The sequence below is a fragment of the Bradyrhizobium sp. USDA 4541 genome, from assembly GCF_024171085.1.
GTDB lineage: Bacteria > Pseudomonadota > Alphaproteobacteria > Rhizobiales > Xanthobacteraceae > Bradyrhizobium > Bradyrhizobium australafricanum.
This window is the reverse complement of record NZ_JALJZF010000001.1, coordinates 8667706-8683897: the sequence shown is the minus strand read 5'-3', so window position 1 is coordinate 8683897 and position 16192 is coordinate 8667706. Positions and strand designations below refer to the sequence as shown.

The following is a 16192-nucleotide window of genomic DNA, read 5'->3' as shown; positions in this document are numbered from 1 at the left end:
GGACCACTCGAGCTCGTACACTGTTTCGCTAACTATACGCCTGGAACGTGCCGAATTCCTTGACTATGTGCCGGAACCTTCTCGGCCATCGCCGTCTCGCGAGCAAGATCGGAACCTGGTTTCTTGCGGTCTCCTCGCGAACCTGGTGCGATCCCCGACAAGCGTCGGCTTTTGTCAGGTTCAAAACACCTGGCGTCGATCCGACGATCTCGACTTCATCGCATTTATTCAGCCCCTTATTACAGCTGATCGGCTGGCACGGTCATTGCTCAGGTACTGCCGAGTACGGCTCTACGTAAGCGATCGCTTTCGGCCGCAAGCCGTGGCTTCATTCTGGGAAAGAAGCAAGATTGAGAGCTTCTCGCATTCGGTTGACGGACGGACTTCGACCGGGAGAGACGAATCGGGTGTTTAAGCATATCAGAAAAGTCAAACGAGCTTGTGTTGGCGACCTCGGTGGCCCCCGGTGAGCAACAATCGCCAACAAGGCGGTGGTGGACGGCCATGATGCATTCAGTCGACGAGCACACGGCCGACGGATGGGAAGGCCCGCCGCGAACTTGCTACGTCATCGGCACGTCGAGGCTTTGATTTGGCAGTCGGCGATGGCACGAATCGCATGGCGTACCGGCGTTTGCCGAGTAACAAGTGCTAAAAAAGCCCCGGGCAAGACGGAATCGTCGACATGTCGCAAACGATCGGCGCTAACTGCGTGTGCAGCGCGAATCAAGAATCAGAAGACCGGAGCGGTACGACAGACAATTTTTCATCGGATGGAGAGTTCGTTCGACACTGGAGCCGAGCTGCCGATCGGCTACGTGCGGTGGCGGCCGTGGGGAAGCGAACTGAGGAGGTGATCAGGAAGACCGGGATTGGATTGCAGCTATCCTCAGAGGACTTCAGCGGTCTCGACCTATCCGATTTTCCGTTGCGGCGCTGCACCCTCAATCGCGCGCAACTCTACGGAGCAAAGCTGGATCGGGCAGACCTTTCTGGAGCGAACCTGATCTGTCCCGGGCTAGAGAGAGCAAGCTTCCGAGGGGCCAAGCTGGACTTTGCGTATATGCACGCGATTGCGGCACAGGTGTGCAACTTCGACGATGCCAGTCTGCGCAATGTAGTTGATGCGACCGGCGGTCTGTTCCACGGTTGCAGTATGAAGAGGACGCGTTTTGACAACGCGATGCTCAGTGGACTTCTCATCTATCAGTGCGACGCGAGTCATGCTGTATTCGATGGGGCGGAATTGCAAGGTTCGACTCTTAATGAGTGCTTCCTTTCTTCGGGTTCATTCCGCTTTGCCAAATTGAGCCAGGTCACGATCACGAAGACATATCTGGCGGCTTGCTCGTTCTTCCAGTCGAAGGGAGATTGTCTATCGATCATGCGCCCCACCTCGGTCGATGGCCTTATCCTGGAAGGCGCTCATCTTCCGTATCTGAGACTCTCAAAGGTGAGCGGGCGGATTAAGGCCAGGGCCCTGAGCGCACCGTTCGCCGATCTGCACCTGTCAAACCTTTCAAAAGCGGAGCTTGAACAGGCAGATTTCACGGAAGCGCGGCTCCTGTCCGTAAACCTGTCCGAGGCGAACCTCATCGGCGCCGTTTTGAACGGTGCGTCAATTCGTTCCTGCCAGCTTGATGGAGCGGATCTGTCCCGGGCATCAGGCGAAAGCATTTCGATAACAGAAAGCACGATGCGCGCCGCCAAGTTCACGGGTTTTCGTGGCCGCTGTGCGTTTATGCGTGACTGCGATCTCGAGAATGCAGATTTGTCACAGGCTTACCTCTACAGGTCGATGCTTACCGGTGATCCCCCGCAATCCATGGCATTGGATCGCGCAAACTTCCAGGGATCCAATCTGGTTCAAGCATATCTCGCGGCGGGAATGACCGAGAGCAACCTGGAGGCAACGCGCGTCGCATACATCCGCGCGAACCAATCGTCCTTGCGCGACGCGAACCTGAGTGGGATCTCGCCGTTCCAGGCCAGCTTCGTAAAGGTCGATTTTTCGGGTGCCAAGATAACCACATTCGAGCCACCGTTCTTTGCAGACCGATGTCCAGGACTGAAAGCCGCTCTGAAGCATGATCCGCCGGGCGAGCCAACAGAGTATCTCGCCGGATTTTCATCGTTGATGCAACGCAGTCGAGAAGGGTCAACTTGACGCCTTGGGAAAACGAGCGATGAACGGGGGAAGAGACAACGTTATTAGCTTGGCCAGGTTGGGCAGAATGCCCATGCGGCCGACGTGAAACTTTCGTCCCGGCGCAGCGCGCGATCAGTCGGTGCAGCACGCAGAACGTATCTTCCGTGACTAGGCGATCGGAGAAGCTTTGTTTCATTCAGAAGAACTGGAGTAAAACAGATGCATCTGGCGTCCCTTTCGGCTGGCAGAACCTTTCTTCGCGAAGTCGCGAGAACAGGGCAGACGATCGGCACGGTGCACACATTGGGCGCCCTGCACCGCGGTCATGCAGAACTGATCAGAAGGGCTGCAAGCGAAAATGACGTAGCAATTGTCACGGTATACCCGAACAAGAGCCAGTTTGAGCCGGGTGTTAGCTATGATTTCAATTTGGACGATGATATCGGGCTTGCGCTACGAGCGGGCGCAACTGCCGTGGTTTCGTCTAATGATGCCGAGATGTTTCCGGCAGGCTATCGAACGCTTATATCACAAGAGGACTATGATTTGCGTCTGGACGGGCCCCAGGAGCGCTTGAAGGAAGCCGTGACCGGTGCGATCCGCTGGATTTGCTATGCGCGACCAACCCGCAGCTACTTCGGACTCAAAGATATTGGTCAGGCGATCCTGGTGAAGCGCGCCGTCACCGACCTCCTTCTCGATTGTGAGATACGGTTTGTGCCGACGGTGAGATACAGGAACGGAGTGCCGATCTCGTCGCGATTGAGGCGGTTTAGCCGCTCCGAGCTTGACGAGCTGTCGTGTCTTTTCATGGCACTCGATCATGCGAGAAAACAGGTCACCCAGGGAACCTCGTGTGTCAGGAATCTGATCACGTCAGCTACATCTCTGATAGCGTTCCGAAAATTCAAACTCGATTTTATCCGAATCGTTGACGCCGAGAGCTTCGAAAATCTGGAACAGGTCAAGCTCCCCTTCATAATCGTCGGTGCAGCAATGGCTCATGGCATCAGGGTCTTCGATAGTATCTACGTTGCAGATCAGGATATGCTCCTGAATGGTCCTTCGGATATCTGGATTGATTTGCCTGAGCGGCCGTAGCCAGGCGATTACGCGTAGCTGACGCTTGAACGACAAGGTCGAGCGGGCGCAGCCGGGAGAGCCATACACGCGACGTCAATTCTGGCTTTCCGCGCTGCGATTCAGTTCTCGATTAATGCGATCCTTGACCCGACGGACCGCGAGAAGCTGCAATCTCGTTTGGGTCTTGCCACTGATCGTTTTGCCATCGATCTTGAAATTGTAGCGCCATTGGCCTGGCGATGCTTCCAGGATGCTGAATTGCACGCCTCTGTGCTGCATGATGTTCTCAATTCCCATCCCACACGTTCCGCCAGTCCGGTGCCGCGTAGGCCGAGTGGAGATGATCTATGATTTCTCAATCAGAAGGACGTTGACCTAACCCTAAGAGAGCCGCCGATCCTGGAGGACCGGCGGCCAAGTCAAGGGAGGAAACGCCCTTAAGGGCAGCGGTAGCAAGACTACCGCAAGGCACCGCCAATCTCTTGGCGGATCTCTAGTAAATATTTTTGCGATTACGCCAGAGGGTAATCCGCCTGTTCATCGAAGGAGGTGATGCGAAGAGGCTTTGCATTGGTGGTCTCAAGTAGTGCATTTGTGGCTGCGCTAAAAGAAAAAGTTGAGTACGCGGCGTACAAATTGAGCTCTTTCGCGCTTTTTCGCTCGATCTTCAACAGACCACAACTGTCTTTCACGACGTGCACAGAGCTCGTCCATCAAATGCAGCAGCTCGTCTTGTCTTCGGCGAGCCGATTTCTGGAGCTGTTAATAAAGGAGCTCTGGTTCACGCTCGAAAACTCTCCGCCAATCGCAAGAAATTCGTAAGTAGCAAGTTACCGTCCTTAGTAAGTACGGACTCCGGGTGAAATTGTACCCCGTAGGTTGGTTGATGCCGATGTGCCAAGGCCATGATCTCACCTTCATCTGAACGAGCTGTCACCATGAGATCCGGCGTGTCTGCTGGATTAAGTTCGACGACCAGAGAATGGTAGCGCCCCACATAAAGGGGTGACGGAAGTCCCTTGAACAATCCGCGCCCTTCGTGCGTTACGTGGGAACCCCGACCGTGCATGGGATGGCGTGCGCGGACCACGCATCCGCCGAACATGCTTCCAATGCATTGGTGCCCAAGACAGATGCCAAGCATGGGGACGCGCCCCGAAAGTTCGCGAACAACCGCAGTGGATATGCCGGCCTCGACTGGTGTGCAGGGGCCGGGAGATATGACGATTGCTCGTGGCTGAAGTTCAACGAGATCGGTGACGTTGATCGTGTCGTTCCGGACGACTTTCGTCTCCGCGCCAAGCTTGCGAAAATAGCGCGCAATATTGAACACGAAGGAATCGTAATTATCGATGATGAAAATCAAAATGCACCGGCCGGATCGACACCAAAAGCGCCGAAGAGACTCTGCGCCTTCGCAAGCGTTTCCTCGTACTCGGCTTCAGGATTCGACATTGCCGTTATTCCACCCCCTGCATGAAACCAAGCGTGGTCGTCATTGACCATCACTGTGCGGATGGCAACATTGGTGTCCATGTGTCCGTTGAATCCGATGAATCCGATCGAGCCGCAATAGACCTCCCGGGCCACTTTCTCGATGTCCGCAATGATTTCCATGGCTCGCACCTTTGGCGCACCGGTCACGGATCCGCCAGGAAAGCAGGCGCGAAGCAGACTGACAGCATCTTGCCCTGCAGCAAGTGCGCCCGTGAGGACCGAGACGAGGTGGTGCACTGAGGCATAGGATTCGAGGTCGCACAGTGTCGAAACGTCAACCGAATCGTCTGTGCAAACGCGTGACAGATCGTTGCGCAGCAGATCGACGATCATGATGTTCTCAGCGCGGTCCTTTTCGGACGCAAGCAGGATTTCGGCCCGGCGGCGATCTTCCGCGTGATCCGCGGAACGCGCAATAGTTCCCTTGATAGGACGCGTTTCGACCTGTCGCGCGTCAAGTTTCAGAAATCGCTCAGGAGAGCTCGATGCAATCGTGAGCTTATCGTAGCGCAAGAGGGCAGCAAAAGGAGCTGGGTTTGATGACCGGAGCTGGCAATAGAATGTGACCGGATCGAACAGCGGCGACACCCTCGCATTGAAGCATTGCGCGATGTTCACCTGGAATATGTCCCCAGCCAGAATCAGTTCGATAACGTGTCGGATCGCTGCTATGTAGCCTTCACGGCTAAAGTTCGACTCCCACGCGCCCGCCCTAGCAGGAATTATAATCTGCGGCGACCTTGGTCTGGCAAGCAGCGCCGTAAACTCATCGGCCCGGCGACGCGCACGGTCGGCTCGTCGAGCAGGGTCCTGCTCCGGCCATCCTGTCGAGACGATCCAGCATCTGCGGTCGCGGTGATCGAAGCTGACCACCACGTCATAAAAATGTAGAATTGCTTGAGGCAATCGGAGACAGGGAATTGATGGCCCTGGCAGCCGCTCCAGGGTTCGGTTCAGATCGTACGCGAAGAAGCCGGCAGCTCCCCCCTGGAACGGCGGGAGATCGGGCCGATGTGCTTCCCGGCATCTGACGAGAAGGTTGCGCAGGACCGCCCATGGATCGCCTGGAAGGACCTCCCCATGCCAGCTTGCCTTTCCTTCGGCGACCAAATAGGTACCGAACGGTTCGCAAGCCAAATATGAGTAACGTCCAAGCAGCTCGGGCCCAGCCGCGCTATCGAGAAAAGTAAGCTGCGGCCGCTGCGCAAGGCATCGCAGCGCCTTGACAGGTTCAACCCAATGCAGCTCGCGGACGTGCATAGGCTATGGATTGCCGAAGAGGGACAGACTGTGAGGCCCGCGCCGATGGTGATGCCATTCCGAACGAGGGCATTTTTCGTTCGATGCGTACAAAACCTTGAGGCCGATCATCGAGCTACTCATGGCGGGCTCGTCTCACGGGCCGAGCGAGCTGCCCTAGCCCGGCAGTTCCGGCGAAATACACGTCTGTTGATAGCTCGTAGTCTGCGGCAAAGCGCATCTCCCGAAATGGCCGTACGCACCGGATCGCTTCTTGATACAAACCGTGCGTTTTGTACGCAGCAAGATCCGCCTCGCTGTCAAACTCGCCGTACACCACGATGTCGATATCATTGCCAAGCTGATCGCTCTTGCGGTTGCGCGCAATCTCAAGCCGACGTGCATATGGGATTGACGTGAGAACCGATAGACCTTCTACGATTTGGTCGATATCGGCCTTGTCCCTGGCTGTGAAGAAGACGATGTGACGGATCATGGCGACCGCAAACGTGACGACCTAACCTGGCGGCGTTCTTATCCCGGGATCAAGCTCAACGCAACGCCGGAAGGGCATTGACAGCAGAACACGTATTTGGCCGCTTGTGTCGATGGCCTTGCAGCGGAGCTCGCAGAATTTCTGGTTGATCAAGGTGTGTAAGTTGGCCGCACGTCAACGATCTGAATGTCAGTTGCACGACAGCACGGACCGTGGTGCTCGAGAGGTATGGTGTGGCTCGCGGACGGAATACATGATCGATTGAAGTGCAGCACCATCCTTTTTGAACAGCGCGACTTCGATCTCCGCGGCGACTTGCTTTCGACCAGCATAATCCCGTAAGCCGGCCAGCACGCAATGCCGGGCTGGAAACGGGGGCAGGTCGGCAATCCTGTTAAAACCAGGCAGCACTGCACTCCGCACAGACTTCAGGATGGGCAATCCATGCAGGTTACGTTGATGAAGGGAAAAATCCATCGCGCGTCGGTCACCCAGTCCGATCTGCACTATGAAGGCTCGATTTCGATAGATCGCGCGTTGCTGGATGCGGCGGGATTCCTCATCAACGAACGCGTCGAAATCTACAATATCGAAACTGGAGCGCGGTTCGCCACCTATGTGATTGAGGCCCCTATGGGATCGGGAACAATAGGCTTGAATGGAGCGGCTGCACGGCTCGCAATGCCTGGCGACAAGGTGATCATCGTTGCATATGCGTCTTTTGACGAGAAGGAGGCTAACGAATTCAAGCCGCGTGTTGTGCTGGTTGATCGGGAGAATCATATTTGTCGACCTCAAAGCGCAAACGGTGGCCTGGGAGCCGGCGTGGCCGTCGCAAACCGATAGAGCTCTACGCGAGTCCGCGCTCACCAGGAGGCGATCGATGAGCGACCGGCCAACGTCGCCGCTTTTGTCTCAAATAAGTCAAATGGCTGAGCATTTTCAGACCGGTGGACGGAACTAAAATCCGCCTCGACGATAGGTCTGCGCTGGATAGCGCGTCACCGCTAAATTCATTCGGGTGGAGGCGGGTGGCGTAGGGATGGGCCCAGGAGCCGATTCTGCGCGGCGATAGGGGAAGCACAAAAATTGGTCGGCGGAAGTGGGCGAGCTGCTTCTTGATGCCTATGCGATGAACCGCCCGGCCTGCTCGGCTCTTCGATCGATATTCGCGTACAGGGCCGGAGCGCGCAGATGACTCGTAGCAGCCTGGTATGCGTCGACGCCCTTTCCGACAAGACGATCGCCATTGGTGATACCAACCAGGTGAACCCCCGGCCGTCGTTCGAAGCGTACAGTTTTGCATCTATCAGGACACACTCTGACAAAGGGGGCTGCTTTCGTACGGCGCGGACAAAATTTGTGTGCCGGAAACAATCTTGACCTGTCACAACGAATGGCACGCAACTCAGGGAAGAGCCATCGCATGCACGCTCAAGGCGCATGGTCAATCTAGTCATGCGGAGCAGGTCTTTCTGGGGCAGGGAGCGAACACGAGATGCATCTTCCATGATTGCGGCCGCCTTGGCCTGGAGAAAGAAATAGCCGCAAGTGCGCACCGGACGCTTTGCTCAACCTTAAAGGCTGGGCCGTGCGCCGAATGCAGGCTTTCGATCGTCCAGAAGGTCAGGCGATCCTCTTAACGAACCGAGATTGTTGTGGAGGTTGAGTTGCGCGCACCGCTGGAGATGACGTGAGTGCAAGGTCGATGAGCCTGCAGAGAATAGTGGTGAGCGGTACAGGTGCCGGGGTCGGAAAGACGGTGTTCTGCGCTGGACTTGTTAATCTTCTCGGCGCGAAGTTCTGGAAACCAGTTCAAGCCGGTCTCGAGGGAGAAACCGACAGCGAGCGCGTCCGTCGTCTTGGGAATCTTCCATTGAACCGCATCGTGCCTGAGCGCTACCGACTGCCAGCGATCGTTTCGCCCGACTGTTCTTCAGCTATTGACGAAGTACGCATCAACATCGATTCGCTGGACGTGCCGGATCCCGGAGAGTATCCGCTTGTGATCGAAGGAGCGGGCGGACTGATGGACCCGCTCAATTGCAGCTCGCTTTACATTGACGTGCTGGAGAGATGGCGACTTCCTGTCGTGCTCTGCGCTAGCACAAGTATGGAGACGGTCAATTGTGCGCTGCTGTCCATAGATGCGCTCCGAAGGCGCCAGATCGATATTCTTGGAATAGCCCTCGTTGGTGAAAAGAATTCGGATGTTACGAAAGCAATTTGCGAGATTGGCCGGGTGCGGTGGTTAGGACGGCTGCCCTGGATTGCTCCGTTGTCGGCAGACACGCTGCAAGCTGCGTTCAGGGCTTCCTTCCGGCATGACGATTTCAAGCCATGAGGCTCCGCTTTGTCTTTGCCGCCACTCTGCGCGGGAGCGGGTCTTCGGAGCTGGCCGCCATGACATTTGACCGCGGACGAATTTTCGCTTCAGGACCGCTCTCGCTGCCGGTTCGTCGGCAGCACCGATCCCACGAGGGTTCAACTGGGCAGGTTGGCTTGCGTGACGAACGCAACCCCTGGTAAATGGCGCCGACTATTCGGGCTGTCGGGGAGGGCGAATGACGAGATCGCTGTTCGTTGCGATGTACACGATTATGCTGACGAGTGTGTTGCTCTGCTCACCGACGAAAGCCCGACAGCACACGGCTGCGATTGATGGCCCGCTCCTCCCTGAGCAGGGCCCGGCGCCCGAGCAACCGCGCGCGGATCAGCTGGATCAGAAGCCCGCAGCTGCCGAGGCTCCGGCTGTCGCCGCGTCCCGCGACCCTCAAAAGCAGTGCGTTAAGCCTGGCGAATTTGCCGTGGAGCTTAGGTCAGGCCGCAATCCGGTTGGCGCCCCCCTCGTGCTCGCCACGAATTTTCTTCCTACAAATCAGCGCGTGGACATCGGAGTTCGTGCGCCATTCGTCGATGGCGCGCGATACTTTGCCGGAATCGACTACGGCGATCAGACTTATATCTTCAAGCGACAAGACGCTGTGACACGCCGCGCGACGGATTTGGATTCGCTGGTGCAGAAGCATCTGCTCGAGCCCGATCAGACAATCGTTACGCTGAACATGGCCGATGACCTTGCGTGGTTTTGGAGCAGGGTCGATTTGTACCTCTACACGTGTAACAGTCCGGTTGGTCAATCTCCCTGGCGGGTATCGTCCGTGAGTGTCAGGCTCAGTCCGTACTGGTTCAGCATCTTCTCGGTATTCGCAGAGGTCCTCGTTCTTTACCTTTGGATTGCGTTTGCTCTGAGAAAACAGGATCACACGTTTGGTTCGTTTCTGCGAGCATTAAGTCCCGCTCAGGTCTGCGCAGGTCCGGATGGGAAGGGTAGTCTTTCGACGTTCCAGACACTTGCATTCTCGCTGGCCGTCGCCGCCCTCATAACTCTGCTGCTGTTGCAGACAGGAACTCTTGTCGACCTCTCTGCCTCAATCCTGGCGCTGCTCGGCATTAGCGGCATCGGAGCCACAATCGCCAAAGGTACCGACAGCCAGCGCAATACGCTCTCAGCTGATAACCGGGCATGGCTCCTGCGACATGGCTGGATACCCATGGCGAAGACTGTCGTTGACCCGGCAAACGCAACCTGGCGGGATTTCTTCACCACGGACGGGGCCTTTGACGTGTACCGTTATCAGAGCTTCATATTTGGTCTGGTTGTAATTGGCGGTCTGATCGCTGCGGGTGTCAATCAGTTGTCGACATTCGTCGTTCCGGGTACGATTCTCGGCATCGTTGGTCTCAGTCAGGTTGTCTACATTGGTGGGAAACTCGTAACCCCGACCAACATCTCCGACCTTAACGCCGCTATCGCAGGCCTTCGCTCTGAAGAGCAAAAGCTCAAGGGCATTCTTGCAAAAAAGCCGGGAGAGGTGGCAAGCCTCGCTGAAGCTATTCCACTGATCGGTCAGGATGCCTATGACACGTTCCGGCAGAAGATGAGGGACGTTGCTGCAATTTTCACGGATGCTACCGGCATTGTCATCGCAGAATCGTCGATCGATCTTCTGGTGTGACCTGAGAGGAGAACCGAACGTGGCCAAGAACATCCTGCTGTTCGCTGACGGCACCGGAAACGAAGGCGGTCTGCTGCCAGACGAGAGCCGGACCAATGTCTATAAACTGTACCGGGCGACGCGGACAGGTCCTGGCTCGATCATCGACCCCAGAAAGCAGCTAGCGCTCTACGTTCCAGGAATAGGAACGCCGGCACCAGGATATGACAGTCGCTGGCGCCGGTTCAAGGAAACGCTCCAGCAGATGTTTGGGTTCGGCATCACCAAGAAGATCATCGATTGCTACACGGCCATCATCGGCGTGTGGGAGCCGGGGGATCGCATCTACCTGTTCGGCTTCAGCCGGGGTGCCTACACGGCCAGGTGCCTCGCCCATGTACTGGAGCTCTGCGGCATTCCGAGACAGGAGCGGAGTGGGCAATCCATCAGCCTCGATCCGAAATCGCTGCGGCGAGTGGCCGGTGAGGCCGTTGCCTGCGTCTATCGTCTCGGAATGCCGCGCAACGGAGCAGAGGCGGACAAGCGAGCGGAGCAGTTCCGGTCGGCGTACAAAGCAGAAGCTGGACGCGCCGCCGGTGCTTCCGCCTATTTCATCGGGATATGGGATGCAGTTGCGGCGATCGGCTGGCAACGGATCTTTCCCGATTGGACGTACGACCGCCATTTCCCATCCGATGTTCAGTACGCACGGCATCTGCAATCGATCGACGAAGGGCGTAAGGATTTCAAGCGCGTCCCGTGGGGAGGGAGCGGGACCGTTACATGGCCCGACAGGCACGGCGAACCCGAGCAATTCGATCAGATCTGGTTCGCCGGCAATCACGCTGATGTCGGCGGAAGCTATCCAGAAAACGAATCGCGTTTATCAGACGTCACGCTCGCTTGGATGGTGGAATTCATTGCTGAAAAAATTCCTGAACCTGGCCGCGTCCTCGTCGACAGGAATCTGCTGCGGCTCTATCCATCAGCGGATGGAATGATGCACGATGAATGCATGGTCGGAATGGGCGGAACGGCTCTCCATTGGTCCAAGGCGCCCCGTGAAGTCCCTGACACCGCGCAGCTTCACGATACCGTCTACGAACGACTTGCCATGAAATCTGTGCGCAACTACACGAGCTTCGGCCCGTACAGACCGGTCGCCCTGCGGAAGCATTTGGAAGCAAAGAAATACTTCGAAGATGACGTTAGCCGCGGCGATGGCTCAGCTGCCGCATCGTCGTAAGCCTCGGCTCCATCGTGCACGAGCGAATGGCTGTGCGAGAGCTCGAGAATTTGAGCCCGGACGGCTGTTTTATGCGTCAACTGGCAGCCGTTATCGGCTTCTCGGAAGGCAACGCAGGGGGCGGATAGTTCACGGGAAATTACGCATCTTAATGCGAGGATGCGGCTTCCGCGGAAATTCGCGCGGCCCTATCTCGAAGCTTTGTTGTACAAGGCGATGAGTCAGGATTCGTCGTTTGTAACGATACGAGCATCCTTGATGCCAAGCCGATGATTGGCCTCTCGCGCGCAGATTTCCGACCGGCTTATTCTCGACCAGTCGCAACAGATCGTATCAGCCTGCTTATCTCTCCCTAGAACGCTATGCCCTGTCCAAATGTCAACGGATGCAGCCTCTCACTGCTTTCCTGCACAGGATCTTCCCCGCAGGTCGAAGCCGCCAATCCTTTCAAGAGGATTTCCGAGGTGGCGATGAGCGAGATGCCTGTGACTTGGGCAAAGACGTCCATGCCATCTTTGAGCCTTAGCGAATCAAAGGAGCGGCGCGTAATGCGCGATAAAAATCGCGCGCCCGAGCCGTCCGCCTCGAGCGCAAGCAGCAACGTGATCTCAGCGTCGCCGAAGGGCACGAAAGCCTTGATGCGCGCTGGAAAGACGTTGACGATGGAGCTTGCGCTCGGCATCGCGCGCGCAATGCTAACGTCGCGGGCTGCGATGCGAAGCCGTTGCCGTGCGCCGGGTGCGAGCGGCTCTCCTGGTACCAGTAGGCGCGTCCCTTTGAAGAGGAGGACGAGCAGCCCATAGCTATCGTCATAGCCGTCGACCACGGTATCAAGACTGACGGCGGCTTCCTGGCGCGTGGCAAGCGGCAGCGCGAGGTCGCTCTGAAGAGCGTCGAGGGGGCCGGCCGCTATAACCACGCCCCGTTTCATTATGACGAGATAGTCGGCCAGTCCTTCTATATCAGCCATGTCATGGCTGATATAGATCATCGGCAGCGTGAGTTTCTCATGCAATCGCTCCAGGAAAGGCAGAAGCTCGCGCTTGGTGGAGCGATCGACCGAGCCAACGGGCTCCTCCATGATAAGCAGTCGAGGTTGAGATAATAGCGCTTTGCCAATCGCCACTCGCTGCCGCTCGGCGTCAGAAAGGAGCGACGGAGAGCGCTCAAGCAGGGGCGCTAAGTCGAGCAGTTCGACCACCTCGTCAAGCCCGATCGGGAGCGGTTTGGGTTTGGGTGCGTCGTAAAGCAAGTTGCGCCTGACAGACAGATTCGAAAAGAGGATCGGCCGCTGGAACACATGCCCGATACGACGCAGATGCGGCGGGCGGAACGTATCTTCGTCCTGCCATCGCTCGCCATCGATAGCACAAAAGCCAGTTGGCAGCCGCTCGAGACCGGCGATCAAGCGCGCCAGCCTGACGTTGCCGCAACCCGGTGGGCCAAAAACAGCCGTTATCCCGGTGGCGGCAACGGTGAATTGCGCGTCAACCGGAATACTGGCGTGAGAATCGCTGAAGGCGACTTCGATAAGACCTCGTTTTGCTGTCCGCATTTGCTCGTACTCGCGACCTATCTCAAGGTACCAAGAAGGCGACCATAAAGCGTGCACGGCAGGATGCCGCCGGAGCTGAAGTGCGAAGTTGGTCCACCGGGACCAACAGGCGGGCTGCGAGATTGCAAATCGACCACTTTGTCATAGAGCTCTGCGTCGTTCTAGGCAGTCGCGCGAACTCCGCAGAACGCGCTCGCCGATGTCTAGCTGAAGCGGTGTTCCGGAACTGCTCGACGGCAGAAAGGAATGTCCGAATTTCCAGAAGGGCCTTCCAGCTTTCATTTCGCGGGCTTGCGCCGAAGCTCCCATAGCCTTGTGTCCAGCCTTCTCTTGATGGATGCCAAAGTCCCTTTAGCGAGGAGTCTAGTCTCTTTAGTGAGGAGTCCGGAGTATGTGTCCAACGCCAAATTGATGTTCGGGTTTGTGTGTTGTGACCATAGCCTCATTCATCGAGAACTCCGGGAACGTGACTGCTACGAGCAGGTTCATCTCAATGGCTATTTATTCCGTTCCAGCAATCCGGGTGCCGCAGAGGAATGCCCCGCTTTCCTGAAAGGTAAAATACCCATAGGTGCCGGGTTGAGCCCTGGCCTGGCGCTTGCCGCGATTTTGGATTTTAGACCTTGTTTCCAAACTGGACTTGGAAGGCGGACCAGATGGATATTTGGATGCGATGCGGCACGCACGCTGCTTGAACTGCGAGTTGTAGCAAGTGGCGAACCGGCGGAGAGCAATGGATCCGGGCCTATGAGCATGGTTTCAAGCTTTTCGTCATGAAAACGCGGAATGTTCCAGGTCGATCGTAAGGTGTGCGGCCGAGGACCTTCCAACCGTTTCCAGCGTAGAATTCTGGGAAACTAATCGTGTAGAGAAATGCCGTTCGGCATCCGCGCCGCCGGCCCTCCTCCTCAAATTCCCTCAAAAGCATTGTCCCTAGACCCCTTCCACGAAACTGCTCGGGCAAAAAGAACGCGTCTAGGAACAGCAATCCGAGAGATGACAACCCTATGGCACCGCCCACAACGCGCTGGGTTTCCGGTTGATTCAGCAAGACAGCAAGCGGCCGTCGATCACCCGTGCTAGCTATAAGGCTATGGGACCCTTCAGAGCCTCGCTCGATTGCGTTTATGACCGAGGGCGGAATTACATCTGTCACAACGATGTTCGGTGGCATCCCGCGCAGCTTGCGAGCGGGTCTATGAGAGCGTGGCTCAGCCATGAACATCAGTTCCGCTACTCTCGATGATCGATGGGGCATGGAATGTTTGAGCAGGGTAGACCTGGCGCAGACTACACCGCCAGGAGAGCTCTGAAACTACCAAAGCCGATAGTCGAAATCGCTTGCGAGCGTCCGCGGGGGGGCGTGCAAATGCGAGTACGAAGTCGCGGTGCTGGTGATGTTTGCTGCCTTGTTGCACCGAGCGCAGCGTTGTCAGGCGCTTCTCGAATTCCGTGATGGCAGTGAGGCTTGGCGTCTCCCTGGAGAAGACGGTTTTTGTACAAAGCGTGATCGGTCGTCATCCTTTGACAATCCAGCCCGTCATAGCGCCGCCATCGCCTCTTGGAGTCTACCAAGACTCGATGCGCCGCTAACACCTTGTCGTCAACATTGGCATCAAAGCTCAAGTCGAGCCTCTCACAATCTGACGAGAGCGAAGGAGGCTCTTACCTCGGGATAATCGGACCGATTTCTTGTGATTCCGACGCGACGATCTCCCGCCTGATGTGGCAACTGCTGCTCCTTGGATCGAAGCAAGCGCTCTCGTCGCTCCTTAGTCCGATGATATCGCTCCTTCAGTCGTCTTCAGGTCGGCAACGATCTCGGCTTGCTCATGGCCAATGGCCGTTGCTCGCAGAGGAAGTAGAACGGCGCTCCTGTTCGTGCCCTCTTGATATGAACGCACGAAGTGATGCTCGTCTCTGCACACAAATGTGAGAAAAACGAATTGGCCTTATCGCACACAGGTGTTCGATTTTGATCGCCGCGTGTTCGTTGGCGATCTTATTCGATCTTTTGCTTTAAAGAACTCAAACAAATATGCGACGGCAAAGAGCCGCTGTACGTTCGTGCTGTTGCACGAATTGGAAGCGACTTTGCAGGACGCAGGAATTGACCCAACTGTTCTCCCCGAGAAAAACGCCTGACAACCGCTATAGAGCGCGCGCAAAACAGTGCTAACGGAGAGCGAAGCCAATCACCGAATTGGGGCGCGCCCAGATTTTTCACCACGGCCATGTCCGTGCGTTCGCGCGATGATCTGGTCTGTCGAACCTAAGGCATGTCGCGAAAACGGCAACAGATCCTCGCAACCGGCGCGCAGCTCGGTTCGCGTCAGGCGCATCAGCCCGGTCATCATCAAGTACTCGCATTCCTCCTTCGTTTCGCCACACCAACCCCGTCCTTTTTTCGGCCATGTCGCACCGTTCGTCGGCTGGATGGCTGCAAGTGCTGTGCACTCCTCCTCTTCGTTCCGGTCGCAGGCGATGCATCCGCCATCTCCGGTGCAGGGGCCTCCGCCAGAAGGCCGCGATTGGCGCGGTCAAAACGACGGAGGAAACCATGCAAGTATTGTCCATCGCCGAACTGATGCACCTGACGGGAACGGATCTGTGCGGTCTTCTGGCGGAAGCCAAACACATCCTGCGCCGTCATGCCGCCACCGCGCCCGAGCAAGCCCGGGCGCGAGCAAACATCGCGGCGATCCGCATGGTGCTGATGCGCTGGCGTTCCGGCCCCGCGCCCTGCGGGAGTGGCCAGCCGGGCAAAAGCGGTCAAATTTGCCAGGAAAGCCGCAACAATCGCGGTCCCCAGCAGGGTTCCACCCATTTGCGCTCCTCGGGTCAAATACTTTTCCTGTTGCATAAACTGCCGGAATTCGTGCATAAATGGGAATGCAAGTGAATATATAACCCTCATAGGCGATTCGTC

Annotated in this window: 14 protein-coding genes; 8 read left to right on the top strand and 6 right to left on the bottom strand. The window is 56.8% G+C overall.

Annotated elements, in window-relative coordinates; all coding sequences use genetic code 11:
- The first annotated feature begins 685 nt into the window (after window positions 1-685).
- Entirely contained in the window at window positions 686-2167 is a 1482-nt protein-coding gene (locus J2R80_RS41115) for a pentapeptide repeat-containing protein (protein ID WP_253640742.1), read from the top strand.
- Window positions 2168-2368: 201 nt separating this feature from the next.
- Window positions 2369-3250, top strand: coding sequence for a pantoate--beta-alanine ligase (locus tag J2R80_RS41110; RefSeq protein ID WP_253640741.1), 882 nt, complete (start codon window positions 2369-2371; stop codon window positions 3248-3250).
- Window positions 3251-3325: 75 nt separating this feature from the next.
- Here the strand turns inward: J2R80_RS41110 and J2R80_RS41105 are convergent, their stop codons facing one another.
- The 4 genes from J2R80_RS41105 to J2R80_RS41090 form a co-directional block, all read right to left on the bottom strand.
- Complete coding sequence (locus J2R80_RS41105; RefSeq protein WP_253640740.1) at window positions 3326-3529, bottom strand: hypothetical protein; 204 nt, start codon at window positions 3527-3529, stop codon at window positions 3326-3328.
- Between the two features lie 484 nt (window positions 3530-4013).
- Window positions 4014-4598, bottom strand: coding sequence for an aminodeoxychorismate/anthranilate synthase component II (locus J2R80_RS41100; RefSeq protein WP_253640739.1), 585 nt, complete (start codon window positions 4596-4598; stop codon window positions 4014-4016).
- Window positions 4595-5989, bottom strand: a complete 1395-nt coding sequence (gene pabB, locus J2R80_RS41095) for an aminodeoxychorismate synthase component I (protein ID WP_253640738.1) — start codon at window positions 5987-5989, stop codon at window positions 4595-4597. The genes J2R80_RS41100 and pabB overlap by 4 nt, the downstream gene beginning before the upstream one ends.
- Window positions 5990-6104: 115 nt before the next feature.
- Window positions 6105-6464, bottom strand: coding sequence for a Dabb family protein (locus tag J2R80_RS41090; RefSeq protein ID WP_229195036.1), 360 nt, complete (start codon window positions 6462-6464; stop codon window positions 6105-6107).
- A 444-nt stretch (window positions 6465-6908) separates the two neighbouring features.
- Here J2R80_RS41090 and panD point away from each other — a divergent pair, with 444 nt between their 5' ends.
- The 4 genes from panD to J2R80_RS41070 all read left to right on the top strand — a co-directional run bounded on the left by panD (window position 6909) and on the right by J2R80_RS41070 (window position 11708).
- Window positions 6909-7310: an aspartate 1-decarboxylase gene (panD, locus tag J2R80_RS41085; protein ID WP_253640737.1), complete on the top strand. Its 402-nt coding sequence runs from the start codon at window positions 6909-6911 to the stop codon at window positions 7308-7310.
- A gap of 862 nt (window positions 7311-8172) precedes the next feature.
- Window positions 8173-8808 (top strand): dethiobiotin synthase, encoded by a 636-nt coding sequence (locus J2R80_RS41080; protein ID WP_253640736.1) that lies wholly within the window; start codon window positions 8173-8175, stop codon window positions 8806-8808.
- A 220-nt stretch (window positions 8809-9028) separates the two neighbouring features.
- Window positions 9029-10483, top strand: a complete 1455-nt coding sequence (locus J2R80_RS41075; RefSeq protein WP_253640735.1) for a hypothetical protein — start codon at window positions 9029-9031, stop codon at window positions 10481-10483.
- Between the two features lie 19 nt (window positions 10484-10502).
- A complete protein-coding gene (locus J2R80_RS41070) occupies window positions 10503-11708 on the top strand; it encodes a phospholipase effector Tle1 domain-containing protein (RefSeq protein WP_253640734.1) in 1206 nt (401 codons plus the stop codon).
- Window positions 11709-12060: 352 nt separating this feature from the next.
- Here the strand turns inward: J2R80_RS41070 and modC are convergent, their stop codons facing one another.
- Both modC and J2R80_RS41060 read right to left on the bottom strand, forming a co-directional pair.
- A complete protein-coding gene (gene modC / locus J2R80_RS41065) occupies window positions 12061-13263 on the bottom strand; it encodes a molybdenum ABC transporter ATP-binding protein (protein WP_253640733.1) in 1203 nt (400 codons plus the stop codon).
- 745 nt (window positions 13264-14008) lie between these two features.
- The gene (locus tag J2R80_RS41060) at window positions 14009-14437 is read right to left on the bottom strand and encodes a GNAT family N-acetyltransferase (RefSeq protein ID WP_253640732.1); all 429 of its coding nucleotides are present in this window, start codon (window positions 14435-14437) and stop codon (window positions 14009-14011) included.
- 758 nt (window positions 14438-15195) lie between these two features.
- Here J2R80_RS41060 and J2R80_RS41055 point away from each other — a divergent pair.
- Entirely contained in the window at window positions 15196-15408 is a 213-nt protein-coding gene (locus J2R80_RS41055; protein ID WP_253640731.1) for a hypothetical protein, read from the top strand.
- Window positions 15409-15823: 415 nt separating this feature from the next.
- Window positions 15824-16165 (top strand): hypothetical protein, encoded by a 342-nt coding sequence (locus J2R80_RS41050; protein WP_253640730.1) that lies wholly within the window; start codon window positions 15824-15826, stop codon window positions 16163-16165.
- The last annotated feature ends 27 nt before the right edge of the window (window positions 16166-16192 follow it).